The sequence below is a fragment of the Streptomyces sp. NPDC058371 genome, from assembly GCF_042723265.1.
In the GTDB taxonomy this organism is placed as follows: Bacteria; Actinomycetota; Actinomycetes; order Streptomycetales; family Streptomycetaceae; genus Streptomyces.
In genome coordinates, this window is sequence record NZ_JBHXJC010000002.1 from 1 (window position 1) to 18,325 (window position 18,325).

Annotated in this window: 14 protein-coding genes and 1 pseudogene; 8 read left to right on the forward strand and 7 right to left on the reverse strand. The window is 72.6% G+C overall.

What is annotated here, in order from left to right; all coding sequences use genetic code 11:
- From ACFWM2_RS07630 to glgB, 3 genes are all read left to right on the forward strand, one after another.
- The coding region (locus ACFWM2_RS07630) for an alpha-glucosidase C-terminal domain-containing protein (protein WP_383274274.1) at nucleotides 1-264 on the forward strand (264 nt) is incomplete at its 5' end.
- A 28-nt stretch (nucleotides 265-292) separates the two neighbouring features.
- The gene (locus tag ACFWM2_RS07635) at nucleotides 293-1,684 is read left to right on the forward strand and encodes a maltokinase (protein ID WP_383274277.1); all 1,392 of its coding nucleotides are present in this window, start codon (nucleotides 293-295) and stop codon (nucleotides 1,682-1,684) included.
- A gap of 53 nt (nucleotides 1,685-1,737) precedes the next feature.
- The gene (gene glgB / locus ACFWM2_RS07640; protein ID WP_383274281.1) at nucleotides 1,738-4,026 is read left to right on the forward strand and encodes a 1,4-alpha-glucan branching enzyme; all 2,289 of its coding nucleotides are present in this window, start codon (nucleotides 1,738-1,740) and stop codon (nucleotides 4,024-4,026) included.
- Nucleotides 4,027-4,053: 27 nt separating this feature from the next.
- Here glgB and ACFWM2_RS07645 read toward each other — a convergent pair whose 3' ends face one another.
- Together ACFWM2_RS07645 and ACFWM2_RS07650 are read right to left on the reverse strand one after the other, a co-directional pair.
- Nucleotides 4,054-5,478, reverse strand: a complete 1,425-nt coding sequence (locus tag ACFWM2_RS07645; RefSeq protein ID WP_383274284.1) for a M1 family metallopeptidase — start codon at nucleotides 5,476-5,478, stop codon at nucleotides 4,054-4,056.
- A gap of 126 nt (nucleotides 5,479-5,604) precedes the next feature.
- Nucleotides 5,605-6,393, reverse strand: coding sequence for a PIG-L deacetylase family protein (locus ACFWM2_RS07650; protein WP_383274288.1), 789 nt, complete (start codon nucleotides 6,391-6,393; stop codon nucleotides 5,605-5,607).
- 170 nt (nucleotides 6,394-6,563) lie between these two features.
- Here ACFWM2_RS07650 and ACFWM2_RS07655 point away from each other — a divergent pair, with 170 nt between their 5' ends.
- Together ACFWM2_RS07655 and ACFWM2_RS07660 are read left to right on the forward strand one after the other, a co-directional pair.
- Entirely contained in the window at nucleotides 6,564-7,457 is an 894-nt protein-coding gene (locus tag ACFWM2_RS07655; RefSeq protein WP_383274291.1) for a Gfo/Idh/MocA family protein, read from the forward strand.
- A gap of 93 nt (nucleotides 7,458-7,550) precedes the next feature.
- On the forward strand, nucleotides 7,551-8,516 hold the full coding sequence (locus ACFWM2_RS07660) for an ATP-dependent DNA ligase (RefSeq protein WP_383274294.1): 966 nt from the start codon (nucleotides 7,551-7,553) through the stop codon (nucleotides 8,514-8,516).
- 22 nt (nucleotides 8,517-8,538) lie between these two features.
- On the opposite strand, the gene ACFWM2_RS07665 is transcribed toward ACFWM2_RS07660, so the two are convergent.
- A complete protein-coding gene (locus ACFWM2_RS07665; protein ID WP_383274297.1) occupies nucleotides 8,539-9,855 on the reverse strand; it encodes an MFS transporter in 1,317 nt (438 codons plus the stop codon).
- A gap of 127 nt (nucleotides 9,856-9,982) precedes the next feature.
- Here ACFWM2_RS07665 and ACFWM2_RS07670 point away from each other — a divergent pair.
- Together ACFWM2_RS07670 and ACFWM2_RS07675 are read left to right on the forward strand one after the other, a co-directional pair.
- Nucleotides 9,983-10,755: pseudogene (locus ACFWM2_RS07670) on the forward strand (ArgP/LysG family DNA-binding transcriptional regulator); the annotation flags it as partial.
- Nucleotides 10,756-10,927: 172 nt separating this feature from the next.
- Nucleotides 10,928-12,403: a hypothetical protein gene (locus ACFWM2_RS07675; RefSeq protein WP_383274300.1), complete on the forward strand. Its 1,476-nt coding sequence runs from the start codon at nucleotides 10,928-10,930 to the stop codon at nucleotides 12,401-12,403.
- Nucleotides 12,404-12,576: 173 nt separating this feature from the next.
- Here ACFWM2_RS07675 and ACFWM2_RS07680 read toward each other — a convergent pair whose 3' ends face one another.
- From ACFWM2_RS07680 to ACFWM2_RS07695, 4 genes are read right to left on the reverse strand one after another with little or no spacing between them, the layout of a single operon-like run.
- Nucleotides 12,577-14,709: a xanthine dehydrogenase family protein molybdopterin-binding subunit gene (locus ACFWM2_RS07680; RefSeq protein WP_383274303.1), complete on the reverse strand. Its 2,133-nt coding sequence runs from the start codon at nucleotides 14,707-14,709 to the stop codon at nucleotides 12,577-12,579.
- 45 nt (nucleotides 14,710-14,754) lie between these two features.
- On the reverse strand, nucleotides 14,755-15,747 hold the full coding sequence (locus tag ACFWM2_RS07685; protein ID WP_383274306.1) for an FAD binding domain-containing protein: 993 nt from the start codon (nucleotides 15,745-15,747) through the stop codon (nucleotides 14,755-14,757).
- The gene (locus ACFWM2_RS07690) at nucleotides 15,744-16,307 is read right to left on the reverse strand and encodes a (2Fe-2S)-binding protein (protein ID WP_383274309.1); all 564 of its coding nucleotides are present in this window, start codon (nucleotides 16,305-16,307) and stop codon (nucleotides 15,744-15,746) included. The genes ACFWM2_RS07685 and ACFWM2_RS07690 overlap by 4 nt, the downstream gene beginning before the upstream one ends.
- Before the next feature lie 59 nt (nucleotides 16,308-16,366).
- Entirely contained in the window at nucleotides 16,367-16,858 is a 492-nt protein-coding gene (locus tag ACFWM2_RS07695; RefSeq protein WP_383274312.1) for a DUF5709 domain-containing protein, read from the reverse strand.
- A gap of 226 nt (nucleotides 16,859-17,084) precedes the next feature.
- Between ACFWM2_RS07695 and ACFWM2_RS07700 the strand changes: the two genes are divergently transcribed.
- Nucleotides 17,085-18,266, forward strand: coding sequence for a PP2C family protein-serine/threonine phosphatase (locus tag ACFWM2_RS07700; protein WP_383274315.1), 1,182 nt, complete (start codon nucleotides 17,085-17,087; stop codon nucleotides 18,264-18,266).
- The last annotated feature ends 59 nt before the right edge of the window (nucleotides 18,267-18,325 follow it).

An 18,325-nucleotide genomic window follows, 5' to 3' on the forward strand; every position in this document is an offset into this window, starting at 1 on the left:
CTGCCCTCCTCCAACCCCGCCGTCATCGCCTTCCTGCGCGAATACAAGGACGACCTCGTCCTGTGCGTCCACAACTTCTCCCGGTTCGCGCAGCCCACCGAACTGGACCTGCGCGAGTTCAACGGACGCCATCCCGTCGAACTGATCGGCGGGGTGCGCTTCCCCGCCATCGGCGAACTGCCGTATCTGCTGACCATGGCGGGCCACGGCTTCTACTGGTTCCGGCTCCGCGCCCTCTCCTCCCGCGTCATCCGGCGTTCTTGAACGTGAACCTCTGAAAGGACGCGTCGCCATGCAGAACACCGCACTGCAGAGACCTGGAAGCCTCGATCTCGTCGGGCTGTTGAGCTCGCTCGACGAGCTGCTGCACGCGTGGCTGCCGCGGCAGCGCTGGTTCGCGGGCAAGGGGCGGACCATCACGGAACTGACCCTGCTGTCGGTGACCGAGCTGCACCCCGGCTGTCTGCACGTCCTGGTGCACGCCGGACACGAGGGCACAGGCACCGGCCATGGCCCCGGAGGCACTCCCCCGGCCGACGACTGCTACCAACTGCTGCTCGGCGTACGGGAGATGCTGCCGCCGCGGCTCGCCCACACCCTCATCGGCCGTGCCGACGAGGGCCCGCTGGCCGGCCTGACGGTGTACGACGCCCTCCAGGATCCCGATGCGGCGGGGCTCCTCCTGGAGCGGCTGCGCCACCCGGGCACGGCGGGCCCGCTGCGCTTCGAGCGCGACACCCGGGTGCCGATCCCCACCGGTCTGGCCCCGCGTCTGCTCGATGCCGAACAGTCCAACTCCTCGCTGGTGTACGGGGATTCCTTCATCCTGAAGGTCTTCCGGCGGGTCCAGCCCGGGATCAACCCGGACCTGGAAGTGCCGTGGTCGCTGGCCCGGCAGGGCTGCACACGCGTACCCGCGCCCGCGGCCTGGTTCCGGACGTCACAGCCCGAGCAGGCCACACTCGGAGTACTCCAGCCGTATCTGCGCGACGCCTCCGACGGCTGGGCGCTGGCGGTCGAATCGCTCACCTCCGAGCGCGACTTCACCCACGAGGCGTACGCGCTGGGGCGAGCCACCGCCGAAGTACATCTGGCGCTGGCCGCGGCCTTCCCGCCGGAGACCCCGACCCGGCGGCACAACGGGCGCCTCGCGGACGCGATGACCGAGCGGCTGCACGCCACCGCGCGGTCCGTGCCCGCGCTGCTGCCGTATGTGCCCGGACTCCAGTCCGCCTACGACGCGCTCGCGCGCCTCGACACGGCCCACCCCGCACAGCGGATCCACGGCGACCTCCACCTCGGCCAGGTGCTGCGGGCCGGACAGCGGTGGTTCGTCATCGATTTCGAGGGGGAGCCGGCCCGCCCGCTGGCCGAACGCAGGCACGCCCAGTCGCCGGCCCGTGATGTCGCGGGCATGCTGCGCTCCTTCGACTACGCGGCCCGTTCCCGGCGGCCGTGGCGGCCGGAGTGGTCGCAGCGCTGCCGGGACGCCTACTGCTCGGGCTACGCCGCCCAGGCGCGGTGGGATCCCCGGGAGGAGCCCGAGGTGCTGCGCGCCTACGAGACGGACAGAGCCGTGTACGAGGTGCTGTACGAGGCCCGGCACCGGCCCGACTGGCTGCCGGTGCCGATGACGGCGATCACCCGGCTCGCCGAAACGACACTGCGGCCGCCACGGCAGTGATTCCGCCGCCCGCCCCGCTCGCCCTTTTCCCCGCCCCAAGGAGGCTGACCCCCGTGGCACCGCACACGACCGTCGTTCCCGAACCGCCCCTCCCCGTGCTGCCGACGGAGGCGCCCGCGACCACGCCCGGAGCGGGACCGCCCGAACCCGGGCACGGCAGTCTCGGCGTACGGCCGGCGGCCGCCATGGACGCGACGGACCGTGCGCGCCTGCTGTCGGGCGCCCACCACGACCCGCACTCCCTGCTCGGCGCGCACCCGGTTCCGGGGGGCATCCGGTTCCGGGTTCTGCGGCCCTTCGCCAAGACCGTGAGTGTCCTGGTCGACGGGTGGCGCGCCAAGCTGAAGGACGTGGGGGACGGTCTCTTCGCGGGCATTCTGGCGCTCGACGCCGTCCCGGAGTACACGCTGCTGGTGACGTACGACGGCGGCGAGTCCGAGGTGCCGGACCCCTACCGCTTCCTGCCCGCCCTGGGCGAGCTCGATCTGCATCTGATCAGTGAGGGACGGCACGAGGAGCTGTGGCGGGCCCTGGGCGCCCACCCGATGGTCCACGAGGGCGTCCTCGGCACCCGCTTCACGGTGTGGGCGCCGAACGCCCAAGGGGTCCGGGTCTGCGGCGACTTCTGCCACTGGGACGGCAGCGCGTATCCCATGCGCTCGCTCGGTGCGACGGGGGTGTGGGAGCTGTTCCTGCCCGGCATCGGGGCGGGGACGCCGTACAAGTTCGACATCACCCGGCCCGACGGCACGCACACCGTGCGCGCCGACCCGATGGCCCGGCGCACCGAGGTGCCCCCGGCGACCGCCTCGATCGTCACGGAGTCCTCCTACGAGTGGGGGGACGACGCCTGGCTGACGCACCGCACGGATCTCCCGCTGCACGAGGCCCCCCTCTCCGTGTACGAGGTCCACCTGGCGTCCTGGCGGCCGGGGCTGACGTACCGCGAGCTGGCCGAGCAACTCCCCTCGTATGTCGCTGACTTGGGCTTCACCCATGTGGAACTGATGCCGGTGGCCGAGCACCCCTTCGGCGGCTCCTGGGGCTACCAGATCACGGGGTTCTACGCGCCCACGTCGCGGCTCGGCACGCCGGACGACTTCAAGTACCTGGTCGACGCCCTGCACCGGGCCGGGATCGGGGTCCTGATGGACTGGGTGCCGGCGCACTTCCCGCGTGACGACTGGGCACTGGCCGAGTTCGACGGCACCCCCCTGTACGAGCACGGGGACCCCGCGCGGGCCGCCCACCCCGACTGGGGGACGCTGGAGTTCGACTACGGCCGCCGTGAGGTGCGCAACTTCCTGGTCGCCAACGCCGTGTACTGGTGCGAGGAGTTCCACATCGACGGCCTGCGCGTGGACGCCGTCGCCTCCATGCTCTACCTCGACTACTCCCGCGAGCCGGGCCAGTGGACACCCAACATGTACGGCGGCAACGAGGATCTCCATGCCGTCGCGTTCCTCCAGGAGATGAACGCCACGCTCTACCGGCGCAACCCGGGCGTCGTGACCATCGCGGAGGAGTCGACCGCCTGGGACGGCGTCACCCGGCCGACCTGCGACGGCGGGCTCGGCTTCGGCCTGAAGTGGAACATGGGCTGGATGCACGACTCGCTGGTCTACATCTCGAAGGACCCGGTGCATCGCAAGTACCACCACAACGAGATGACCTTCTCGATGGTGTACGCCTACAGCGAGAACTACGTGCTGCCCATCTCCCACGACGAAGTCGTCCACGGCAAGCAGGCGTTGGTGTCGAAGATGCCGGGCGACTGGTGGCAGCAGCGGGCCAACGAGCGCGCCTACCTCGGCTACATGTGGGCCCACCCGGGCAAGCAACTCCTGTTCATGGGGCAGGAGTTCGCCCAGGGCGGCGAATGGTCGGAGGCTCAGGGGCCGGACTGGTGGCTGCTCGACCCGGACTACAGCGCGGAGCCCGACCACCGGGGTGTCCGCGATCTCGTCCGCGACCTGAACTCCGTCTACCGCCGGGAACCCGCCCTGTGGCAGCGCGACACCGACCCCGGCGGCTTCGCCTGGGTCGTCGGGGACGCCGCCGAGGACAACCTCTTCGCCTTCCTCCGCTACGACGCCGACGGCTCACCGCTCCTCGCGGTGAGCAACTTCTCGCCGGTGGTCCGGCACGAGTACCGGCTCGGCGTCCCCGACGACGTCCCCGCCTGGCACGAGGTCCTGAACACCGACCTCGCCCGCTACGGCGGCAGCGACGTCACCAACGAGGGCCCGCTGAAGCCCGAGCCGGAGCCGAGCCACGGCCGCCCGGTCTCGCTGAGCCTGACCGTGCCGCCGCTGGCGACGCTGTGGCTGCGGCCTGCCTGACGGCGGGCGGCCATCCGCCCGCGTGTCTCACGGGGAGGACGGTTTGCCCGCCGTGCCGATCCAGGTGTGGAACAGTGCGCCGAGCTCCTTGCCGGAGAGCCGCTCCGAGAGGCGGATGAACTGCGCCGTCGTACCGTGCCCGTCGCGGTGGTCGGCGACCCAGGCGCGCAGGATGCCGAAGAAGGCGGGATCGCCGACGGTGGTGCGCAGCTTCTGCAGGGCCATGGCGCCGCGGGCGTACACGGGTGTCTCGAAGATGTGCGCTCCGTCGCCCGGGTCCGCGGGGGCGAACGCCCACAGGTCGTCGCTCGCCGGTCGCGCGTACAGGGCGTCGAAGGTCTTCTGGGCGCTCTTGCCGCCGTGCTGCTCCGTGTAGAGCCACTCGGCGTAGGTGGCGAAGCCCTCGTTGAGCCAGATGTCCTTCCAGGTGGTCAGCGAGACGGAGTCGCCGAACCACTGGTGCGCGCTCTCGTGGACGAGGGTGCCCAGGTCGGGTGCCCGGTCGTAGACCGGTCGCGTCTGGGTCTCCAGGGCGTATCCGACCTGCGGGGCGTGGTCGACGATGGAACCGGCGGCACGGAAGGGGTAGGGGCCGAAGACGCTGCTTTCCCAGGCGAGAACCGACGGGAGCTTCTTGAGCACGGGGGCGGCGGCGGTCGCCTCGCGCGGGTCGACGGCGTTGTAGACCTTGAGGCCGTCCGGGGTGGTGAACTGCTCGACCTTGAACTTGCCCACCGTCGCTGTCGCCAGGTACGCGGCCATCGGCTCCGTCTGCCGCCAGCGGAAGGTGGTGCGGCCGTGGTTCGTCCGCTGCCCGAGCAGGACACCGTTGGAGACCGCCGCACGGCCTTCGGGCACGGTGATCGTGATGTCGTAGGACGCCTTGTCCGTGGGGTGGTTGTTGCCGGGGAACCAGGTCATGGCGCCCTGCGGCTCGCCGGCCACGAACGCGCCGTCGTCGGTGGGGATCCAGCCGTCCAGGGAACCGTCCGGGTCGGTCACCGGCTTGGGAGTGCCCCGGTAGGTGACGGTGACGCGGAACTCCTGGCCCTTGCGCAGCGCGTGCCGCGGGGTGACGACGAGTTCCTGGCCGTCCCGGCGGAAGGCCGCCTTCTGGTGACCGACCGTCACGCCGGTGACCTTCAGGCCCTTGAGGTCGAGATCGAACCGCGTGAGCCGCTGGGTGGCGCGGGCGGTGAGCACCGCCTTGCCGTCGAGGTGCCGGGTCCCCGTGTCGTACCCCAGGGTCAGCGCGTAGTGGCGGACGTCGTAGCCGCCGTTGCCGGCCAGGGTGAAGTACGGGTCTCCCGCCCCGGCGGCGCCCACGGTCCCGGCCGCCGCCGGCGAGGCCGCCACGAGCAGGGCCGCGACGGCGACGGGGACCGCCGCGACAACTGCTTCCCGGCGAAGGACGGTCGGGCGTCTGGAGGGCCGCTGTCGAGGCAGTGTCACGTTCGCTCCTGGGGGTGGCGTGATCAATTCCGGTCAGCTTAGGGGCGGCCTCGACGCGAAAACCCATCGATCAGATCACGTTCCTCCGCCGGCCCACCGCAGCGTGTCGTGGTGACCTGGTTCCACTCACACCCAGGGCGGCGGACCGTCCGGGACGAACTGGTGCACGTCGAAGAGGACCGCGGCCTCGACACCCAGGGCGGGACCGGCCATCCGGGCCACCCAGGTCAGGAACGGGCGCGGTTCGGGGGCCTGCGCTCCCAGCCCCTTGGTGTACTCGACGTGTGCCTCCAGGGAGGCGATACCGCGTTCCAGCGGCTCGCCGGTGACGTCCACACCGTGGGTGGACTGCTCGGCGCCCGCAATGCACACCATCCGGATGCCGTTCCAGGGCTCCAGCCCCTCGTCGGCCAGTTCCGGGAAGATCCACCGGTTGCCGGCGTCCCGCGCCGCGTCCAGGGTGGCCAGACCCACCACGCGGTGGTCGGCCTGGTTGGTGATGCCGCCGATCATGCGCACGGTGAACGCGCCGGACACCACGATCTCGGGCCGATGGCGGCGCATGGCCCGCACGATGTCGCGGCGCAGCTCCAGGCCGTACTCGACGACTCCGTCGGGGTGGTCGAGGAACTCGACGGTGTCGACGCCGACTTCGCGGGCGCCGGCGCGTTCCTCGGCCTCGCGCAGGGGCTTCGCGCGGTCCGGGTGCATGCCGTCGATGCCGGCCTCGCCGCGAGTCGCCAGGAGATACGTGACCTGCTTGCCCTGCGCCGTCCAGCGGGCGACCGCGCACGCCGTGCCGTACTCGATGTCGTCGGGGTGGGCCGCCACGGCGAGACATCGCTGCCAGTCCTCGGCGAGCGCGGGAAGGGCAGGAGCGTCCGCGAAGCCGTCTTTGTCGCGAGGAGAAGTCATGCACCGAATCATGGCGCTCTGCACCTCTTGCGGAACAGAGGCGCGAGAGGCGGAATCCGGGCCCGACGGCTCACCGTTCGGGACGCCGCGCCCCGGGCCTGGTCAGGGCCACCGGTGTCGTGATGGAGTCGCGTCAGTGTGCGACGACCGAGACGACAGATCGGACTTCCGTGAACGGCACTCCGCCAGCCTGGTCCTCCTCACCGGTCAGGGTCGGGCTCGTCGGCGCCGGCCCGTGGGCGCGCGCCGTGCACGCCCGCGTACTCGCCGCCGGGCCCGAGACGCAGCTGACCGGGGTGTGGGCCCGCCGGACCGAAGCGGCGCGGGAGACCGCCGCGCCCTACGGAGCCGCCGTCGCCACGACCTTCGAGGAGCTGCTCGACGGGTGCGAGGCGGTCGCCTTCGCCGTCCCGCCGGCGGTCCAGGCGGACCTGGCGCACCGCGCCGCCAAGGCGGGCAAGGCGCTGCTGCTGGAGAAGCCGCTCGGCGCCGACCTGCCCTCGGCGCGCCGGCTCGCCGAAGCCGTCCAGGACGCGGGGGTGGTGTCCCAGCTCGTGCTGACCAACCGCTACCACCCTGTCGTCCGCGAGTTCCTCGCGACCGCCCGGGAGCTCGATGTCGCGGGCGCCCGTTCCTGTCTCGTCCACGGCGCGTTCCTGGGCGGCGACTTCGCCACCACCTGGCGTCTGGAGCACGGCGCCCTGCTGGACCTCGGGCCTCATCTGCTGGACCTGCTGGACGCGGCCATCGGGCGCATCGTCGCCATCCGCGGCACCGGCGACCCGCGCCGCTGGATCGAACTCACCTGCGAGCACGAGAACGGCGCCGTCAGCCAGGCCTCGCTCTCCGGCTCGGTGAACGTCCCCAGCGGCATCACCCGCATCGAACTCTTCGGCTCCCGCCCCACGCTCGTGTTCGACAGCGCCGGACTCGACCAGGAGGAGCCCTGGCCCGTGCTGCGCCGGGAGTTCGCCACCGCCGTGCGCAGCGGAGTCTCCGGCGGGCTGGACGCCCGGCGCGGACTGCATCTGCAGACCCTGATGGCCCTGGCCCTGAAGAGGTAGCCCTCCGGTGGGTGGGCCGATGGGCGGCGCCGTTCAGGGGAAACACCGGCCCGGGACGAGTGGAGTCGTGCCGGGTCTGTCGACAACTGACCTGTGACACTGCCGCGCATCGCCCCCATGCTCGCCACGCCCGGTGTGCTGCCCCCGGCCGGGCAGGACATGCGGTGGGCGTACGAGACGAAGCAGGACGGCCAGCGTGTGGTGGTCTACCTTCCCGGGGACGGTTCCGTGGTGCTGCGTGCCCGGTCCGGGGAGGACATCACGGCCGCGTACCCCGAACTCCTGCCGCTGGGCGGCGCCCTCGGGAGCACCCCGGCGATCCTGGACGGGGAGATCGTGGTCCTGGACGAGCGGGGGCGCGGGGACTTCCAGCGGCTGCAGTCCCGTATGGGCCTGGCACACGCACCGGCCAGGGCCGCGCGCCGGGCCGCGGAGACCCCGGTCCACCTGATGCTGTTCGACGTGATGCATCTGCGGGGCGACCTGACAGGGATGCGTTACGCGCGGCGGCGGCAGGAGTTGGAGGCGCTCGGTCTCGCCGGGCCCTTCTGGTCGACGCCGTCGGCGCTCGTCGGACACGGCGAGTCCGCCCTGCGGGCCACTCGGGAGAACGCCCTGGAGGGGCTGGTCTGCAAACGGCTCGACTCCGTGTACGAGCCCGGGGTGCGTTCCCGCGCCTGGATCAAGATCCGCAACATGAGGACCGCCGACGTCATCATCGGCGGCTGGTCCCCCGGCCGTGGCCGCCTGGTGGGACTGCCGGGCGCCGTGCTGGTGGGACAGCGCGAGGCGGGACGGCTGCGCTATGCCGGCAGTGTGGGAACCGGGTGGAGCGCGGAGGAGCGGCTGGCGCTCGCGCGGCTGTTGAGCGCCGCCGAGAGCGACACGTGCCCCTTCGACGCGGTGCCGCCCGTGCCGGGTGCGCACTGGGTGCTGCCGCTTCTGGTCGGCGAGGTCCGCTACAGCACACGGACGCGGGCCGGGATGCTGAGGCAGCCGTCGTGGCACCGGCTGCGCCCGGACCTGGCCCCCGAGGACTCCGCCGCGGACCTGCCCTGAGGAGCGGCCGGCGCGGCCCGGCTCAGGTTCCGTAGCGACGCAACGCCGGTGTCACGGCGGCGAGTACCAGCATCGCGGCGATGACCAGCAGACCACCGCCCACGACGGCCGTACGCGCGCCCAGGGCCGCACCGGCCGTGCCGTGCAGGACGTCCGCCAGACGGGGGCCGCCCGCCACCACCACCGTGAACACGCCCTGCATCCGTCCGCGCATCTCGTCGGTGGCGGCCGACAGCAGGATCGCTCCGCGGAAGACCATGGAGACCATGTCGGCGACCCCTGCGGCGGCGAGGAAGGCCACGGCGACCCAGAGACTGGTGCTCAGACCGAAGCCGGTGATCGCCGCGCCCCAGGCCACCACCGCGGCGATGACCATGAGGCCGTGGCGGCGGGCACGCGAGAACGTGCCGGACAGCAGGCCTCCGGCCACCGCGCCGACGGGGATCGCCGCGAACAGCAGCCCGAGCGCGAGTCCTTCGCCGTAGGGCGCGTACGTCTCGGCCGCCAGCTGCGGGAACAGGGCGCGGGGCATGCCGAAGACCATCGCGATGATGTCGGCGAGGAACGAGAGCAGCAGCACCTTGTGCCCGGAGATGTAACGGAAGCCGGCGGCGACCTCCCGCCAGCCGGCCCGTCGGGACGCCGAGGCGCCGAGCGGCGGCAGCGACGGGAGCCGGAACACGGCCCACACCGTGACGCACAGGGCCACGGCGTCGATGAGATACAGCTCGGCCAGGCCGATGACGGGGATCAGCGCGCCGGCGAGCAGCGGTCCGGCCACCAGTCCGGTCTGCATGACGGTCGAGCCGAGCGCGTTCGCCGCGGGCAGTTCGTCCGCGGGGACCAGCCGGGCGATGGAGGCGTTGCGGGCCGGGGAGTTCAGACCGAAGAAGGCCTGCTGGAGGGCGAGCAGCACCATCAGCACGAGCACCGAGCCGAGTCCGGTGACGGCCTGGATCCAGAACAGCAGTGAGGTGACGGCTATGCCGGCGTTGGTGACGAGGAGCAGCTTGCGCCGGTCCATGCTGTCGGCGATCGCGCCACCCCACAGCGCGAAGACGACGAGCGGCAGCAGGCCGGCGAGGCTCGCGTAGCCGACCCAGGCCGAGGAGCCCGTGATGTCGTAGATCTGCTTGGGTACGGCGACGGCGGTGAGCTGGCTGCCCACGGCCGTGACGATGGTCGACGACCAGAGCCGGCGAAAGGCCGGCCGCCGCAAGGGCCGGGTGTCCATGGCCCAACGGCGCCAACCGCCGCGGTGGGTGGCCCGCTCCGCCTGGACCGACGTCCCGTCGTCCGGGTCCGCATCGCTGTCGGTGGTGCTCTTGCTCGTGTCCACGGCCGTCCTGGCTGCTCGATACATCTTTCCGGTGCCAGAGTGCCAGGGCGCCGGCCGGAGCGCGCCACCGGCCCCGACCATGGCCTGCCCGTGGCCTGCGCCGGCGCGGCGGGCAACCCGCCGGTCAGTACTGCTGCTGCGCACCAAGCCGGTGCGCCCGACGGAGTCCGGCGAGGTCGTCGTGCGCTTCGCGCGCCGGCTGGCCCGGCTGGCCCGGCTGGCCCGGCTGGAACACGATGCCCATGCCGAGCTCGGCATGACGGGCGCCGGGAAGGCGACGCGGCTGTCCATCGCGGTGAACTCCGACTCGCTCGCGACCTGGTTCCTGCCGGCACTCGCCCGCGTACCCGATGAGCTACGGCTCTGCTTCGAACTGCGGCGTGAGAACCAGGACCGCACGGCGGCCCTTCTGCGCGAGGGGCTGGTGATGGCGGCGGTGACCTCGTCCCCGGAGCCCGTAACGGGTCGTTCCGTCCGCGCCCCCCCTGGGGCGGATGCCCTACCTTCCGGTGGCGAGCCCCGGCTTCGCCGAACGATGGCTCGGCGCACGGCAGGACGCACCCCTCGGCGACCCGCTCGCCGAGGCTCCCGTGGTGGCCTTCGACCGGAACGACGACCTCCAGGACGCGTTCCTCCGCACGCTCGCGGGAGGCCGCGGGGCCGGAAGACTGCGCCATTTCCTGCCCACCTCGGAGGGTTTCGTCGACGCCGTCGTCGCCGGAATGGGCTGGGGGATGGTGCCCGTCGTACAGGCCGATCCGCTGCTGCGCGCCGGCCGGCTCGTCCCGCTGGCGCCGGACCGGACCGTCGACGTCCCCCTCTACTGACAGCAGGAGACTCGACTCCCCCGCGCTCTCGGCCGTGGCCGACGCGGTGGCGGTTGTGGCCGCCGAGGCACTCGGCGGCGGGTCGACTGCACGGCCGGACGGCCGCAGAGCCCGGGGCGGCACTCACACGGGTGCCGCACCCGAGTGGCGGGGCGGAGGACGGCCCCCTAGTAATGGTCAGCATCAGCTTGCGTATCGCACTTCGGGGAAGCGATGGCAGCCGCACCCTCATCATGGAGCCGACCATGACCACCCGCTCTTTCTCGTTCTCGCCCGGCCCGGATCCGTCCGGGATACCTGCTGACAGCGCGGTCGACCCACTCATGGAGTCCCCCGCGGCGGAATCCGCCGCAGGGGCGCCGGCCCCGCCCGCCTACCCTCCGCGCGAAGGCCGTGTACCGGCCGACAGCCGCGAGGGGGACCGGCGTTCGTACCCGTCGCGGGAGGAACCCGCACCGGTCCGCTACGCCGACGACCGTCCCGAGCGCCCGTACTCCCGCGAGGAACGCGCGCCGGCCGACCCGCACGACACGCACCCTCGTTCCTACGCACCGCACGAGGAGCGCCGGGCCGACCCGCACGACGCGGCACCGCTTTCCCACGCACCGCGTGAGGAACCCAGGCTCGACCCGCACGACGCGGCACCCCGTTCCCACGCACCGCGCGACGAACCCAGGCTCGACCCGCACGACGCGACGCCCCGTTCCCACGCACCGCGTGAGGAACCCGCGCCGGCCGATGCGCAGGAGGCCTACAGCAACCCGGTCGACGGGCTGGTGCACGCCGCCGTGGCCGACCGGCCGCTGGAGGAAGTCCTCCAGCTCATCACGCTCCTGGAGCAGTCTCCGGAGTATGCGCGAGCGACCGTCGACGCACTGCGGGCAGTGGGGGTGGACCGGTCCGTGGAGGACGTCACCCGGCTCGTGGCCCTGCTGACGCGCCCGCCGCGGAACCCCGACTGCGCCGACGAGGCCATCCGCGCGGCGGCCGAGTGCCGCCCGGTCGAGGACGTCACCCGGCTGATGGCACTGCTGCACCGGCCACCGCTGGAGCCGCACTGCGGCGAGGAAGCGGTCCGCGCGGCCGCCAGCCGCCCCATCGAGGAACTCGTCCAGCTCATCGGCCGCCTGGCCCAGGAGCAGCACGAACCCGTCCGGGCCGTGCGCGCACCCGAGGGTCGGTCCGACGCACCGCAGGCGGACGCCGCCGCAGCCATCGCGGCAGCCCTCCAGGGGACACCGGACACCCGCCGCAGTACACCCCGCACCCGCCGCACCCGCAGCTCGGTGCGCGGCACCACTCCCCCGCCCTGGCCGCGATGGCTGGCGGCCGCCGCGCTCGTCGTGTGCGGGATGGCGTACTTCCCGCTGCACCGGGACGGCGCGTCCGCCAACGCCTACGGGTTCGCCCTCGGTGTGTCGGCGCTGTGCGTCGTGCTGGCGGTGACGCTGACGCTCAGGGGCTCCCTGCCGGTGCTCGCCGTGTGCGTGATGGTGCCGTCGGCACTGGCCGCCCTTCAGCTGTTCCAGGGCCGGCTGCACTCCCAGGGCCTCACCAGGGCCCTGGAGATCAGCGCCGCGCCGCCCTGGTTCGCGGGGCTCATCGCGGTCCTCGCGGCACTCACGGCTCTGATGGCCATGCTGGCGGCGCTCCCGTCGGAGCGGCTCGGCAGGCGTCCGGAACACCGGGCGCTGGCAGGAGCGAACCACACACCGGAATAGTTCCGGGACCGATCCGCACACCGGAATGACTCCGGAGTCAGTTGCGCGGACCCACCGAGACCGCGCGACACACCGCATCGCAGCACACCGCATCCGCACAGGCCTCCGCCGCGAGGCCACCCGTAGGCCTACGACTCCGTGGGCCTACGGGTGTTTGTGCCCTGCTCGCGTCCTCACACCCCGCTCGGCCGTCCCCCGCCACGGTGTTCTGTGAGGGCCGTCAGCACCCGGTCCGGGGTCAGGGGCAGTTCGCGCAGCCGGAGGCCGGTGGCGTGGTGGACGGCGTTGCCGATGGCGGCCGCCGTGCCGACGATGCCGATCTCGCCGATGCCTTTGCTGCCCATCGGGTTGAGATGGGGGTCGTCCTCGTCGATCCAGTGCGCTTCGAGAGCGGGGACGTCGGCGTGCGCGGGAACGTGGTACGCCGCCAGATCCGCCTCGGTGAAGTCACCGAACGCCGCGTCCATCGTGCTTCCCTCGGTCAGCGCCATCCCGAGCCCCATGGTCATGGCGCCGATGAACTGGGAACGGGCGGTACGCGCGTTGAGGATGCGCCCGGCCGCGTACACGCCCAGCAGGCGGCGGACGCGTACCTCTCCGGTCACGGTGTCGACGCCGACCTCGGCGAAGTGGGCGCCGAAGGCATGCCGGGCGAAGGAGCTCTCGGCGTCGGCGCTCCCGGCCGTGTCGGCGCTCGCCTCGATTCCCCGGTCGGGCAGCGGGCCCGTGTGTTCGGCCAGGCGCGTGCGCAGCCGTGTGCACGCCTCGTGGACGGCCCAGCCCCAGGAGGCGGTGCCGGACGAGCCGCCGGCCAGTGGGGCCGAGGGCAGGTCGCTGTTGCCCACCTCGGTGCGGACCCGTTCCAGCGGGACGCGGAGGGCGTTGGCACCGATCTGCGCAAGAACCGTGCGGGCTCCCGTGCCGATGTCCGTGGCATTGACCCGTACGACGAAGTTCCCGTCGGGCAGGGCGTGCGCGCTCGCGGTGGAGGGCGAGACCAGCACCGGGTAGGTGGCGGCCGCCACGCCCGAGCCGATCAGGAGAGGGCCTTCGGACCGGGCGCGCGGACGGGGGTCGCGGTGCGTCCAGTCGAAGCGTCGGGCGCCCTCCCGCAGACACTCGACCAGGTGCCGGCTGCTGAACGGCTTGCCGCTGTCCGGCTCGGTGTCCGGCTCGTTGGCGATGCGGAGGTCCACCGGATCCATGTCGAGGGCGACGGCCAGTTCGTCCATGGCGGACTCCAGGGCGAACATGCCCGGGGCCTCGCCCGGCGCACGCATCCAGGAGGGGCTGGGCACGTCCAGCGGGACCACGCGGTGGGTGGTGAGGCTGTGCGGTGAGGCGTACATGACGCGGGTGGGCATCGCCGCCTGCTCCACGAACTCCTTGATGCGGGACGTGTACGTGGTGACCTCGTGGACGACCGAGGTGAGGGTGCCGTCGGCCGCGGCTCCGAGCCGCACGCGCTGCAGGGTGGGCGCGCGGTGGCCGACGACGACGGGCAGCAGACGTCTGGGCAGTACGACGGTCACGGGACGGCCCGTCACCCGTGCGGCCATCGCCGCGAGCACCACCTGCGGACGGGGCGTGCCCTTCGATCCGAAGCCGCCGCCGACATGCTCGGAGATGACGGTGAGACTGTCCTCCGGAAGCTTGAACATCCCGGCCAGCACCGTACGCACCGTCGTCGCGCCCTGGCTGGAGTCGTGCACGACGAGCCGGTCGTCCTCCCAGCGCGCCGTCGCCGCATGGGGCTCCATGGGGTGGTTGTGCAGGGGCGACACCCGGTAGTCGGCGTCGACGCGCACCGCGGCGGCGGCGAAGGCCGCTTCCGGGTCGCCGTGTTCGCGGCGCGCGGGATAGCCGCCGTTGGCCTCTTCCGGGACGTACGCCGCCGGATGGGTCTCGGTGAGCGTCACGTCGTGGTCCTCCACGGCGTAGTCGACGTGCACCGCGGCGGCGCCGGCGCGGGCCGCCTCCAGCGTCTCGGCGACGACCAGGGCGACGAACCAACCGCGGTGCGGCACCCGCGCGTTCTGCAGTACGGCGAGCGTGGCGTCGTCCGGTTCGGCCAGCTGGGGGGCGTTCTCGTGGGTGAGGACCGTGAGCACTCCGGGCAGGCCGAGGGCGGTCCCGGTGTCGATCGCGCGGATCGTGCCACGGGCGATGGTGGCGGTCACGGGCCAGCCGTGGAGCCGGCCGGGCGCCGGGTGTTCGGCTGCGTACCGGGCGCTGCCGGTGACCTTGTCACGGCCCTCCCGTCGCTCGGCGGGTCCGCCCAGCGCGATACCGGTGTCGGCGGCCATGGGGTCCTCCTGGTGGATGCCGGGGTTCCGGCCTCGGATGCCGGTTCAGGTACGGGTGGGCGGCGCGAGTCCGCCGAGGACGTCCACGGCGAGATTGCGGGCCAGGGTCACCTTGTAGGCGTTGTCGCGCAGCGGTTGGGCGGCGGCGAGTTCGAGGTCGACGGCGTGCTCGAAGGCGGCCGTGGTGGGGGCCGCGCCCAGGAGCGCCTGTTCGGCGAGCCGGGCGCGCCAGGGCCGGTGGGCGAGCGCGCCGAAGGCGATGCCGGCGTGCTGGACGACGCCGTCCGCGACGTCGAGGACGGCGGCGACCGACGCGAGGGCGAAGGCGTACGAGGCCCGGTCGCGCGCCTTGCGATATGCCGAGGGCAGTCCCGCCGGTGCGGCGGGCAGCACGACGCCGGTGATGAGCTCGCCGGGGCCGATCTCGGTGTCCCGCTCCGGGTGGTCCCCGGGAAGGCGGTGGAACTCGGCGACGGGGATGCTCCGCTCGCCTTCCGAGCCGTGCAGTTCGACGCGCGCGTCGAGTGCGGCCAGCGCGACGGCCATGTCGGAGGGGTTCGTGGCGATGCACTCGGCGGAGTGGCCGAGCACGGCGTGGTCACGGTGGACGCCGTCCCGGGCAGCGCAGCCGGAGCCGGGCTCCCGCTTGTTGCAGGGCTTGCTGACGTCCTGGAAGTAGGGGCAGCGGGTGCGCTGGAGGAGGTTGCCGCCGGTGGTGGCGGCGTTGCGCAGCTGTCCGGAGGCGCCGGCGAGGACCGCCTGGGAGAGCACCGGATAGCGGTCCCGGACCACGGGATGGGCGGCGAGGTCGCTGTTGCGGACCGTCGCCCCGATCCGCACCGAGCCGTCGGACAGCTCCTCCACCGTGTCGAGCGGCAGCCGGCTGACGTCGACGAGGGTGGCGGGTTGTTCCACGCCGAGCTTCATCAGGTCAACGAGGTTGGTACCGCCGCCGAGATAGCGGGCGCCGGGGTGCGACGCGTACGCGTCGGCGGCCTCCTCGACACTGGCGGCGCATACATAGGCGAAGGGCTTCACCGGATCACGTCCTCGACGGCCTCGACGATGTGCGGATAGGCGCCGCAGCGGCAGAGGTTGCCGCTGAGCCGCTCGCGGATCTCGTCCGGGCCCAGCGGCACGGGCTGCCCGGAGGGGGTCGCCGGATCGGTCACGTACGAGGGATGGCCTGCGGCGGCCTCGGCCAGGGCGCCGACGGCGCTGCAGATCTGCCCCGGGGTGCAGTAGCCGCACTGGAAGGCGTCGCGGTCCACGAACGCCTGCTGGAGCGGGTGGAGTTCCTCGCCGCCACTCCCGGCGAGGCCTTCGACGGTCGTGATCTCGCAACCGTCCAGGCTGATCGCCAGGAGCAGACAGCTGTTGACGCGGCGGCCGTCCACCAGGACCGTGCACGCGCCGCACTGGCCGTGGTCGCACCCCTTCTTCGCACCCGTGAGGTCGAGTTCCTCACGCAGCACGTCCAGGAGGACCGACCGGTGATCGACGGTGAGCGTGTGCGGCTTGCCGTTCACCCGAAGGACCACTTCGGAGTGGTGCCGGTCGGGTGTGGTGGCGGTGCCGTGCGCGGCGTCGGAATCCACGGGAGACCTCCAGGGGCTGGGGAGTGGCGGGGGCCGGGGGCAGGCCGCCGAGGGTCGGTCTACGGCGAGTCGAGGTCGTCGTCGTCCGGGATCAGGTGGACGGCCGCCTCCTCCGCGGAGGCCGCGCCGCCGTCGATGCCCACGTCCTCGGCGAGCATGTCCTTCTCGGCGTCCTCGTGGGCACCCTCGTCCGGGGCGACCAGGCGGCCGGCCCGGCCGTCGCCCACCTCGTCGTCCAGCAGCTCACCCTCGCCGTCGGCGAGGTCGCCGAGTTCGTCGCCGGAATCGGACTCCGCCGGCCCCGGGTCCGGGCGTTCCTCGGACAGGCGCTGGTCCAGGCTCTCGCCCTCCTGCTGCTCCCGCGCGGTGGTGCCCTCGTGCTCCACGCCGAGCGGCCGCTCGGGCGGCGACCAGCCTTCCTCGTACGGGTCGGACTCACGGTCGGTGAGGGTGTCCTCGGGATCGAGGATGCCCTCGTCCTCACGGCCGTCGGGGCCCTCGGGCTGGTAGACCTCGTCGCCCATGACTTCGTCGCCGTTCTGACTGCCCATGGTGTCTGTGACCTCCTGGACGGGTGGGGTGTCCTGCAGCCCGCGTATCCAGGCTGCGCCAGACCACACGTTCCGGCACGTCAGGGACGGGTGATGAACACGGTGCGTGACGGCGGGGCGACGGCATCGGGGTGCCGGCGGTCGCCGGGCGACGGACGCGGACCGGTGTGAGACTGCTCGAAGCGCACCCGGATCACGGTCCGACGTCCCGACGAGGGGAGATGCAGTGGCGACGGCAGAGACCGAAGAGGGGCTGCTGGCGGAATTCCTCGCCGACCCGCACAACGCGGCGCTGGACCTGACCACCGCGGTGGCCCGCTGTTCCAAGGCTCTGGGCCTGCAGCACTCCGTCGTCTACCTCGCCGACCTGCAACAGCGGCGGCTCACTCCGCTCACCGACATGGCCTGGGCGCTCGACATCGACGACTCGCTCGCCGGGTGGACGTACCGCACCCAGTCGTTGCGCGTCGAGGAGTCGGAGCTCGGCGGGATGACGGCGTGGCTTCCGCTGGTGGACGGGGCGGAACGGCTCGGCGTGCTCGCCGTGCGCTCTCCGGCGCTGGACCCGGCGTCGTTGCGCCGCGCCAGGACCCTCGCCGCGCTCCTCGCCATGATGATCACGTCCAAGCGTGCCTACAAGGACTCCTTCGTCCGGCGGATGCGCACCGAACCGATGCAGCTGCCGGCCGAGATGCTGCGCGCCTTCCTCCCGCCCCGCACGATCGGCACCACGCACGCCCTGTCGACCGCGGTCCTCGAACCGGCCTACGAGGTCGGCGGCGACGCGTTCGACCACTCGCTGACCGAGACCACGCTGCACGCCACGATCCTCGACGCCATGGGGCACAACCTCGCCTCGGGGCTGACCACGGCGCTGGCGCTGGCCGCCTGTCGCAACGCGCGCCGTACCGGTTCCGATCTGCCGGAGCTGGTGAAGTCCGTCGACAGCGCCCTGTCGCAGTGGCTGCCGGACCAGTTCTGCACCGCGGTCGTCACCCAGCTCGACCTGGCCACCGGCGTGCTGCGCTGGAGCAACTGCGGGCACCCTCCGCCGCTGCTCATCCGCGACGAACGGGTGATCGACGGTGCGCTGGACCGGGAAGCGGACCCGCCGATGGGGCTGCCGTCCCTGCTGGCCTCGAAGCCGCGCCGGGTGCACGAGATCACCCTGGAACCGGGCGACCGCGTCCTGATGTACACCGACGGGGTCACCGAGGCACGGACCCGCGACGGCAGCGAGTTCGGGCTCGAACGGTTCACCGACTCCATCATCCGCGCCACCGCGGGCGGCGAACTGGCGCCGGAGACACTGCGGCGGCTCATCCACTCCATCCTCGATGCGCAGAGCGACCGGCTGCGGGACGACGCGACGATCCTTCTCTTCGAGTGGCGGCCGCCACCGCGGTGAGCGCCACTTCGCGCCGCCGCGGTGAGCGCCACTTCACGCTGCCGCGGTGAGTGCCGCTT

What these genes read in the sequence shown, in the direction of transcription:
- ACFWM2_RS07635 (WP_383274277.1), top strand. Translation starts at nt 293, where the DNA reads ATGCAGAACACCGCACTGCAGAGACCTGGAAGCCTCGATCTCGTCGGG.
- ACFWM2_RS07675 (WP_383274300.1), top strand. Translation starts at nt 10,928, where the DNA reads ATGACCACCCGCTCTTTCTCGTTCTCGCCCGGCCCGGATCCGTCCGGG.
- ACFWM2_RS07680 (WP_383274303.1), bottom strand. Translation starts at nt 14,709, where the DNA reads ATGGCCGCCGACACCGGTATCGCGCTGGGCGGACCCGCCGAGCGACGG.
- ACFWM2_RS07650 (WP_383274288.1), bottom strand. Translation starts at nt 6,393, where the DNA reads ATGACTTCTCCTCGCGACAAAGACGGCTTCGCGGACGCTCCTGCCCTT.
- ACFWM2_RS07695 (WP_383274312.1), bottom strand. Translation starts at nt 16,858, where the DNA reads ATGGGCAGTCAGAACGGCGACGAAGTCATGGGCGACGAGGTCTACCAG.